Below are 8,383 nucleotides of genomic sequence, written 5' to 3' on the forward strand. Positions count from 1 at the left end.
CACTGAAGCATGGCCGCTCCCACGCCACCGCTGATTCCCGCCGATGTGCGCAGCCGCCTGCGCAGCCTGCGGCTGTGGCCGCAGCGGGCCAGTGGCAGCCGTGGCATCGGCGCGCACGCCAGCCGCAGCCGCGGTGCCGGGCTGGAGTTCGCCCAGTACCGCGCCTACGAACCCGGCGACGAGCTGCGCCAGATCGACTGGAAGCTCTACGCACGCTCGGACCGCTTCTTCGTGCGCGAATCCGAACGCGAAAGCCCGATCACCATCTGGCTGCTGCTCGATTGCAGCGCCTCGATGGGCCAGGCCGACCAGGAACGCCCGGACTGGCAACGGCTGGACGCCGCCAAGGCACTGGTTGCCTGCGTAGCCGAGCTGGCCATGCAGCAGGGCGACGACTTCGGCCTGATCGCACTGGCAGCTGATGGCGTGCAACTGCTGCCCGCCGGCAACGGCCTGCGCCAACGCGACCGCCTGCATCTGCAGCTGCACGCCCTGCATGCGCAGGGACAGTGGCCGCCACAACAACGTCTGTCACCGCTGTGGGAGCGCATTGCCAGCAATGATCTGGTGGTGATGATCGGCGATGGCTTCGACGAAGCCGGCATCGAACTTGCCGAGCGTCTGGCCAAGGCCGGCCGCGATGTGCTGCACCTGCAACTGTTGACGGTGGAAGAACGCGATTTCCCGTTCCGCGATGGCCATCGCTTCCGCGATCCGGAAACCGGTGAAGAACTGCTCAGTGACGGCACCAGCGTACGCAGCACCTATCTGGCCCGGCTTGGCGAAGCGCAGCGCGTGCTGGATGCACGCCTGCAGGCGGCCGGCATCCGCCACGACACCGCCTATCTGGACGAGGCCATCGACGCGCCCCTGCAGCGCTTGTTCGGGCGCCGCGCCGGGAGTGGTGCATGAGCCTGCTGTGGTTGTTTCCGGCCGGTTTCATCGCGCTTACGGCACTGCTGCTACCGCTGCTGATCCATCTCGCCCGCCGCAGCGAACAACGCATCATCGATTTCGCCGCGCTGCGCTGGTTGTCGGCCAGGCCACGGCCGCGTCGACGCATCCGTTTCGACGAATGGCCGCTGCTGGTCTTGCGCCTGCTACTGCTTGCCTTGTTGGCCATGCTGCTGGCCCGGCCAGCGCTGACCGGCGTGGCCGATACACAACCACGCGTCGCGGTATTGCCCGGCGTTGACCTGGCCGCTGCCCGTCGCGCCGTGGCGGACGTGGACGCCCAGTGGCTGTGGCTGGCACCGGGCTTCCCGCGCATCGACAAGACCGCAGCACCGCCCGCGGCGCAGCCCGTGTCCAGCCTGCTGCGCGCTTTGGACGCCAGCCTGCCGGCCGATACCGCGCTGACCGTCGTGGTGCCATCGGTACTCGATGGTCTGGATGCCCAGCGCCCGCAGCTGTCGCGTGCAGTGCATTGGCAGGTGGTGGAGCAGCCAACAGCGACCGCTAAACCAGTGACCATTGCGCCGCCTGCGATGCAGGTTCGCCACGACGAGGCCGGCAAGCAAGGCCTGCGTTACCTCAATGCCGTCGCCAGCGCATGGAATGGGCCCAGGCCTCAAGCCGCAAACGACAGCAGCGCTTTCAGCGATGACGACAAACTGCATGTGTGGCTGTCGGCCAAGCCACTGCCAGCCGACACAGCTGCCTGGTTGCAACGCGGTGGCCGCCTGCTGGTGGATGCTCGTACGCAGGTGCCCATCGATGCGCAACGCACCCCGCTCTGGCGTGATGCCAACGGCAGCTTGGTAATTGAACAGATCAGCACGGCGCAGGGCCATTGGTTGCGCTGGGCCGCACCGCTGCAGCCGGCCGGCCTTCCCGCCCTGCTGGATGCCGACTTCCCCAGCGGTCTGCGTGCCGTGCTGCAGGCCGCACCGACGCCACGCCGTGCCCTGGCCGCAAGGATGCAGCCGGAGACAGGCGCCGCAACCTATCCGCAGGCTGCAACAGAACTGAGTCATTGGTTGTTGCTGGCGATCGCCCTGCTGTTCCTGCTTGAGCGCTGGCTGGCCAGCGCACCCCGCCGCAGGAGCCGGCAATGAGTGCGCGCGCCTTGCTGCAGGCAGCACGCCGCCGCACCCTGCTGGTCTGGTTGTGCGCCGGGCTGCCGCTGGCCCTGGCCGCCGGCCTGTTGGCGGCGCGCGTGCTGGGCTTCGATGTCGGCTATATCGTCTGCACGCTCGCACTGTTGATGGTCGTTGGCGCTGCTGTCTGGCACGCGCGGCGCCTGCATGTGCGCTGGCTGATCACACGCTTGAACGAGCAACCGCGCTTCGAGGACAGCGCCGATCTGCTGTTTGCCGCAGCCAGCACACTCAATCCTTTGCAGCAGCGGCAGCGGCAGCACATCGAACAGCGCCTGCAACGCGATCCCCCCGACCTCCGCCCACGCTGGCCCTGGCAGCGCGTGCTGCTGTGCTGGCTGATTGCGGCGCTGGTGGTGGCCGCTACGCTGCTATGGCCGCGCAGTGCAGGCAATGCAGCGGTTGCCGTGGATACAAACCCGGTTGCCAGCAGCGCAGGCAGCGGCGTGCCAGCACTGCGTGGCAGCTGGCTGCAGGTCACGCCGCCGGCTTACAGCGGCCAAGCCGCAAGCTCGGGCGACAAGCTGGATGCGCGTGCGCTGCAAGGCAGCCGGCTGCAATGGCGCCTGCAGTTTGCTCCGCAACCACAGCAGGCTTGGCTGCAGTTCCACGACGGCCGTCGCGTGGCGTTGCAACGTGATGGCGACTACTGGCGTGGTACTGAAGTGCTGCAGCGTGCAGGCCTGTATCGGATCCACACACTGCCGGCCATGGGCGATGCCGGCCGCGCCTATCGTCTTGACGTGATCGTTGATCGTCCGCCGCAGGTGAAAGTGATCGAGCCGACGCAGGCGCTCAATCAAGCCGCGCCGCGCCAACGCAGCTGGCAGCTGCGCTTCGAGGCGACCGACGATTTCGGCGTGAACAGCACCGCGACGCTGGATATCACCACGGCAAAAGGCAGCGGCGAAAACATCAGCTTCCTGCAGCGCCAGCTCAGCCTGAGCGGCAGCGGCCCGGCTACGGCGCGGCGCTTCGCCTATAGCGCAGACCTGGCCGCGTTAGGTCTGGAGCCGGGCGATGAAGTGGTCGCGCGACTGAGCGTGCGCGACAACCGCAGCCCGCAGCCACAGGAAGCACGCAGTGCCAGCCTGATCCTGCGCCTGCCCAGTGAACAGCAGGTGCAGGCCAGCGACCTGGAAGGCGCGATCAAGAAAGTGATGCCGGCCTATTTCCGCAGCCAGCGGCAGATCATCATCGACGCCGAAGCGCTGCTCAAACAAAGCGGCAGCCTGGACGCGGACACCTTCACCAAGCGCTCGGATGCCATCGGCGTGGACCAGCGCATCCTGCGCCTGCGCTATGGCCAGTTTCTGGGCGAGGAAGCCGAAGGTGGTGCCAAAGCCCCACCCACCGGCGACCTGCCCACCAGCGATGCACCCACGGCCGACAGCCACGCCGATCACGCCGACGATGACGGCCACGATCACGGCGGCAGCACCGCAACCGCACCGGTATTCGGCAGCGCCACCGATGTGCTGTCCGAGTACGGCCATACCCACGACCACGCCGAAGCCGCCACCCTGCTGGACCCGCAGACCCGCGCCATCCTCAAATTCGCGCTGGATCAGATGTGGCAGTCCGAAGGTCATCTGCGCCAAGGCCATCCCGATCAGGCGCTGCCATATGCCTACAAGGCACTGGCGTTCATCAAGCAGGTGCAGCAGGCCGAGCGCATCTATCTGGCGCGGGTCGGCAGCGACCTGCCGCCCATCGACATGGCCCGGCGCATGACCGGCAAGCGCGATGGCCTGGGCAATCGCGCGGTGCAGCTGGATGCGCGTCCGGCCGCTGACGCGGTCGCTGCCAACGCATGGCAGGCCCTGGCAACCGGTGATACCGCGGTGGATCTGGACGCGTTGTCGCGCTGGCTGGATGCCCATCCCAACGCCGTGCCGGATCCACTGGATGTCGTCGCCGCGATCGACACGTTGCGCCAGCAACCCGAATGCCAGCCGTGCCGGCAAACCCTGCGCGCGCAGCTCTGGCCCGCGCTGCGGCGTGCCGATGGCCCACCGGCACGGCGCAACAGCGCCGATGCCAGCGGCCGCCGTTACCTTGAAGCGCTATCGGTACCGCAGGAGCCCGGACGATGATGGAGTGGCTCCCACTGGCGCTGATCGTGCTGGCCGTGGCCTTGGCCAGCCTGCGCTTCGCGCTGCCACCGCGCCCACCTGCACTGCGCTTGACGGCCCTGCTGTTGCTGCAGCTTGCTGCCAGCGTGCTGCTGTACTTCACCCTGCAACCACCCGCACGTCCCGGCAACGCCGGCACCCTGGTGGTGGCGACGTCCGGCGCGAGTGCGGCGGAGCTGGCAGCGGTGCCAGCCGCAGCCTATGTGCGCCTGCCTGAAGCGCCCGCCTTGGCGGCTGCGACAGCGGTGCCGGATCTGGCCAGCGCGCTGCGCCAGCACCCGGGCACGCGCGAGTTGGTGGTCGTTGGACAGGGCCTGCCGGCGCGCGACCGCGATATCACGCTGCCGCCGTTGCGCTTCCTCGCAAACGCCGCGCCGCGCGGCCTGGTGGAACTGCAGGCACCGCCCCTGCTTGCACCCGGCGCTGCGTTCAACGTCCACAGCCGTGTGCAGGGCATGCCGGGTGCGCGTGTGGAGCTGCTCGACCCTGCCGGCCACCGCGTGGATATCGTCACGCCCGATGCCAGCGGACGCGTCACCCTGCATGCCAGTGCCCGTGAGCCTGGCGACGTCAGCTTCGTACTGCGCGTACTCGACATGGGTGGCAAGGTCCTGGATCAACTGCCGGTGCCGGTGCGTACGCGTGCAAGCAGCGCGCCGACGATACGTGTGCTGGCTGGCGCGCCCGGTCCCGAGCTGAAGTATCTGCAGCGCTGGGGTACCGACATCGGCGCCCGGCTGCAGACCAGCATGCTGATCGGCGGCGGACTGCAGCTGGGTGATGCACCGGCCGCAATCGATGCCGCCAGCTTGGCGCGGCTGGACCTGCTGCTACTCGATGAGCGGCGGCTTGCGTCGTTGTCCTCCGCTCAACGCGCGGCCATCACCGACGCGCTGCGCGCCGGGCTCGGTGTGCTGGTGCGCACCGGCGGCACATTGGACGGCAACGCACGGCGCGCCTTGCGCGAATGGGGGCTGGAAGTACGCGGCGGTGATCAGACCAAGCCGGTGACCTTGCGCAGCGTGACCGATGCCGAGCAGAACAAGACACCGCTCACGGTCGAGCGCTTCAACCTGGAATTCAATGGCACGGAGGTAGTGCCTTTATTGCGTGCTGCCGATGGCACGGCGATAGGCGGCTGGCGTGCGCTGGGTTTGGGCCGGGTTGGCGTACTGCCGGTCACCGACAGTTATGCACTGGTGCTGGCCGGCCATGCCGATGCACACGCCGAACTGTGGAATGCCGCACTGGCAAGCGTGGCGCGGCCACTTGCGAATGCGCCAACGCTGCAGTTGCCGGCATGGGCGTGGAGCAGCGAGCGCATCGGTCTGTGTGGTTTGGCTGCCCCCGTGCAGATGCTTGCTGATGACGGCAGCCGCACCGCGTTGCTGCCCGACCCTTCTGCAGACAATTGCGTTGCCGCATGGCCGCAGAAGGCCGGCTGGCAGCGTATTGAAGCGGGTGACCAGCACGACAGCATCCTGCTGCTGGATCCTGCCAAGGCAGTTGCACTGCATGCACAGCAGATGCGTGATGCGACGTTTGCAATGCGCGGTAGTGCAGCAGCTTCAACGCCACTGCCGGTTCCGGTCCCGCGTTGGCCTTGGCTGCTGGGCTTCGTATTGGTTGCGGCCTTGCTTTGGTGGTTGGAGCGCAGGCGGCCGGCTGGATTGGCAACGCAAGGCTGAAGTCGCGTCGACAGTGCGTGGAGCTCCTGCAACAACGGCATCAACGCCGTTCCTCCGCATGGCGGCCATCTCGCCATACATACGAGCTCACAATCACCCTCCACTTACTCGCATAGCGGACAGGGGGGTGTGAGAGCTGCCTTCAAGACGCCGGATCCGCCCAAGCTGCATGCAGGCAAGCCCGCAACTCCTTGAACCCCATCACTGATTCACCGTCGCCTTCACCCGCGCGCCGCCGCACTGGGGTAGAACCGCAGGCGCAGGGGGTTCCACGCTTGGGGGTCCTACCGATGATGCACCGTCATACCGCCGTGCTGCTGTCTGCCGTCATCACCAGTGCCGTACTTGTTCCCGCTTACGCTCAAACCACCATCAAGGCACCTGTCGCCGACAGCGAGCAGGTGCTGGACATGCAACTGAAGATGGAAGAAGCACGCATGCTGCCGTTGCGGGCAATGTATGTGCGCTACTTCCAGCAAGCCTATCGTCGCTATCCAGGCATTCCGCGCGGCACGCTGGAATCGCTGGCCTTTGTGCAAAGCCGCTGGTCACCGTTGCAACCGGACGCGCACGACCAGAACGATGCGCACCTGCGCATGCCACCGTCCTGGGGCGTGATGGGCCTGTATGCCGGCGGCGGTTTCGAAGACCAGGTAGGCGAAGCCGCCAGGCTGTTGGGGGTGCCTGCTGTCGCGGTACGCACCGATGCAGCCACCAACATCCTCGCCGCTGCAGCATTGCTGGATGCGCAGATCCGCAAGGATCACCCCAATGCCGGCAGCAACGGGGCACCGACACCGGAAGCCATCCGTCCAGCGCTGATGCGCTATGCCGGCTATGCGCCCACCAGTGCGGCGGTGGGCGCGAGAAGCGCGGTCGATGACTATGCGCGCACCAGCTTTGCCTACGACGTGCTGCTGGCGCAGGACCGTGGCGTCAATGATCGCGGCATCGTGGTACCCGAGCGCGCGATCGCCTGGGAACAGGCCTTCGACGCACCGCAGCTGGTGACATTGCGGGCACCGATGGTACGCCTGGACATCAGCGCGGACCGGGTTGAAACCGACGCCTTCCGGATTGACCCCATCAGCGAAACCCTGCAACCACGCAGTACCACTGCCGCAGCCAGTGCGGCCAGCCCTGCGCTGGATGCCGGCATCCAGAGCACCGACTATGGCCCGGCGATCTGGAGCGCGGCGTCGACATCCAACTACTCCAGCTCACGTTCTGCAGCGGTAAGCGCGGTCACCATCCACACCACACAGGGCAGTTATGCCGGCACCATCTCCTGGTTCAAGAACGCATCGGCGCAGGTCAGTGCGCACTATGTGATCCGTTCCTCCGACGGCCAGGTAACGCAGATGGTGCGCAACGCCGACACCGCCTGGCATGTTGGCAGCCAGAACAGCTATACCCTGGGCATCGAGCATGAGGGCTACGTCGACAACAGCTCCTGGTACACCAATGCGATGTACGACGCCTCGGCCGCACTGGTACGCCACTTCTGCGCCAGCTACAGCGCGATCAGCTGTGCCAGCGCATACAGCGGTGCATCCAGCAGCGGCATCAATGTGTTGGCCACCAGCGTCAAGATCAAAGGCCATCAGCACTACAGCGGCCAGACCCACACCGACCCGGGCATCAACTGGAACTGGTCCAAGTACTACGGGCTGCTGAACCCCGGCAGCGGTGGCGGTACCGGCACGATCACGTATCTGGACCGTTTTGAAAGCAACGTTGGCCACTTCGATACCAACCCGAGCTACTCGGGCAGCACCATCGGCATCAGTACCGCATCCACCGCCACACGCGATTGCACAACGCAGAAGAACGGCAGCTGTTCGCTGCGGGTGCTGCTCAAGGACAACACCGCTAGCAGCGCCGACTGGGCCGTGCGTTTGTTGTCGGGCAGCGGTGCGCCGGCCAGCAATACCGCGTTGACCCGCGCCAATGGTGTGGTCGGTTTCTGGGTATGGAGTGGTGGCAGCGGAACCAGCGTCGGGCTCGGCATCGATGACAGCGACGGCACCGAGCGTTCGACCAGCAAGGCCATTGCGGCCGATACCTGGACCTATGTGTCGTGGTCGTTGAGTGACGCGGCGCAGTGGAATGCGTGGGTGGATGGCAATGGCACGATCACCGGCAGCAGCGTGAAGTTGGATGCGATCTGGCTGTATCACGCCAATACCGCGTTTGACCTCAATGTGTATATCGATGATGTGCAGATAAAGAACTAAGCGGGCTGGTTTAGGTAGGTGCGGTGTGCCGGGGGTTCTGTGCATGGAGCCCCGGGTGCGCTGCGCTTACCCGGGCTACGGATAGATTGCTTTTTTCTTTGCCTTTGGCTTTGGCTTTGGCTTTGGCTTTGGCTTTGGCTTTGGCTTTGGCTTTGGCTTTGGCTTTGGCTTTGGCTTTGGCTTTGGTTTTGGCTTTGGCTTTGGCTTTGGCTTTGGCTTTGGCT

The 8,383-nt window shown here is 66.1% G+C and carries 6 protein-coding genes; 5 read left to right on the forward strand and 1 reads right to left on the reverse strand.

From position 1 onward, the window contains the following. The first annotated feature begins 9 nt into the window (after positions 1 to 9). From ABB27_RS07500 to ABB27_RS07520, 5 genes are all read left to right on the forward strand, one after another. Complete coding sequence (locus tag ABB27_RS07500) at positions 10 to 912, forward strand: DUF58 domain-containing protein (protein WP_057627925.1); 903 nt, start codon at positions 10 to 12, stop codon at positions 910 to 912. Beyond that, positions 909 to 2,057: a BatA domain-containing protein gene (locus tag ABB27_RS07505; protein ID WP_057627927.1), complete on the forward strand. Its 1,149-nt coding sequence runs from the start codon at positions 909 to 911 to the stop codon at positions 2,055 to 2,057. Before ABB27_RS07500 ends, ABB27_RS07505 begins: the two co-directional genes overlap by 4 nt. Further along, entirely contained in the window at positions 2,054 to 4,195 is a 2,142-nt protein-coding gene (locus ABB27_RS07510) for a hypothetical protein (RefSeq protein ID WP_057627928.1), read from the forward strand. Before ABB27_RS07505 ends, ABB27_RS07510 begins: the two co-directional genes overlap by 4 nt. Next, positions 4,192 to 5,922 (forward strand): carboxypeptidase regulatory-like domain-containing protein, encoded by a 1,731-nt coding sequence (locus tag ABB27_RS07515; protein ID WP_152984488.1) that lies wholly within the window; start codon positions 4,192 to 4,194, stop codon positions 5,920 to 5,922. The genes ABB27_RS07510 and ABB27_RS07515 overlap by 4 nt, the downstream gene beginning before the upstream one ends. 293 nt (positions 5,923 to 6,215) lie before the next feature. Beyond that, entirely contained in the window at positions 6,216 to 8,159 is a 1,944-nt protein-coding gene (locus ABB27_RS07520) for an N-acetylmuramoyl-L-alanine amidase (protein ID WP_211263685.1), read from the forward strand. 10 nt (positions 8,160 to 8,169) lie between these two features. Here ABB27_RS07520 and ABB27_RS19925 read toward each other — a convergent pair. Continuing rightward, positions 8,170 to 8,383 (reverse strand): hypothetical protein (locus ABB27_RS19925; protein ID WP_211263686.1); only part of this gene is annotated, 214 nt, incomplete at its 5' end.

Origin of the sequence: Stenotrophomonas terrae (assembly GCF_001431465.1) — a bacterium.
GTDB classification, from domain to species: domain Bacteria; phylum Pseudomonadota; class Gammaproteobacteria; order Xanthomonadales; family Xanthomonadaceae; genus Stenotrophomonas; species Stenotrophomonas terrae.

Bases quoted from the DNA above. Each gene is read 5' to 3' on its own strand.
- ABB27_RS07500 (WP_057627925.1), top strand. From the start codon at position 10: ATGGCCGCTCCCACGCCACCGCTGATTCCCGCCGATGTGCGCAGCCGC.
- ABB27_RS07520 (WP_211263685.1), top strand. From the start codon at position 6,216: ATGCACCGTCATACCGCCGTGCTGCTGTCTGCCGTCATCACCAGTGCC.
- ABB27_RS07505 (WP_057627927.1), top strand. From the start codon at position 909: ATGAGCCTGCTGTGGTTGTTTCCGGCCGGTTTCATCGCGCTTACGGCA.
- ABB27_RS07515 (WP_152984488.1), top strand. From the start codon at position 4,192: ATGATGGAGTGGCTCCCACTGGCGCTGATCGTGCTGGCCGTGGCCTTG.
- ABB27_RS07510 (WP_057627928.1), top strand. From the start codon at position 2,054: ATGAGTGCGCGCGCCTTGCTGCAGGCAGCACGCCGCCGCACCCTGCTG.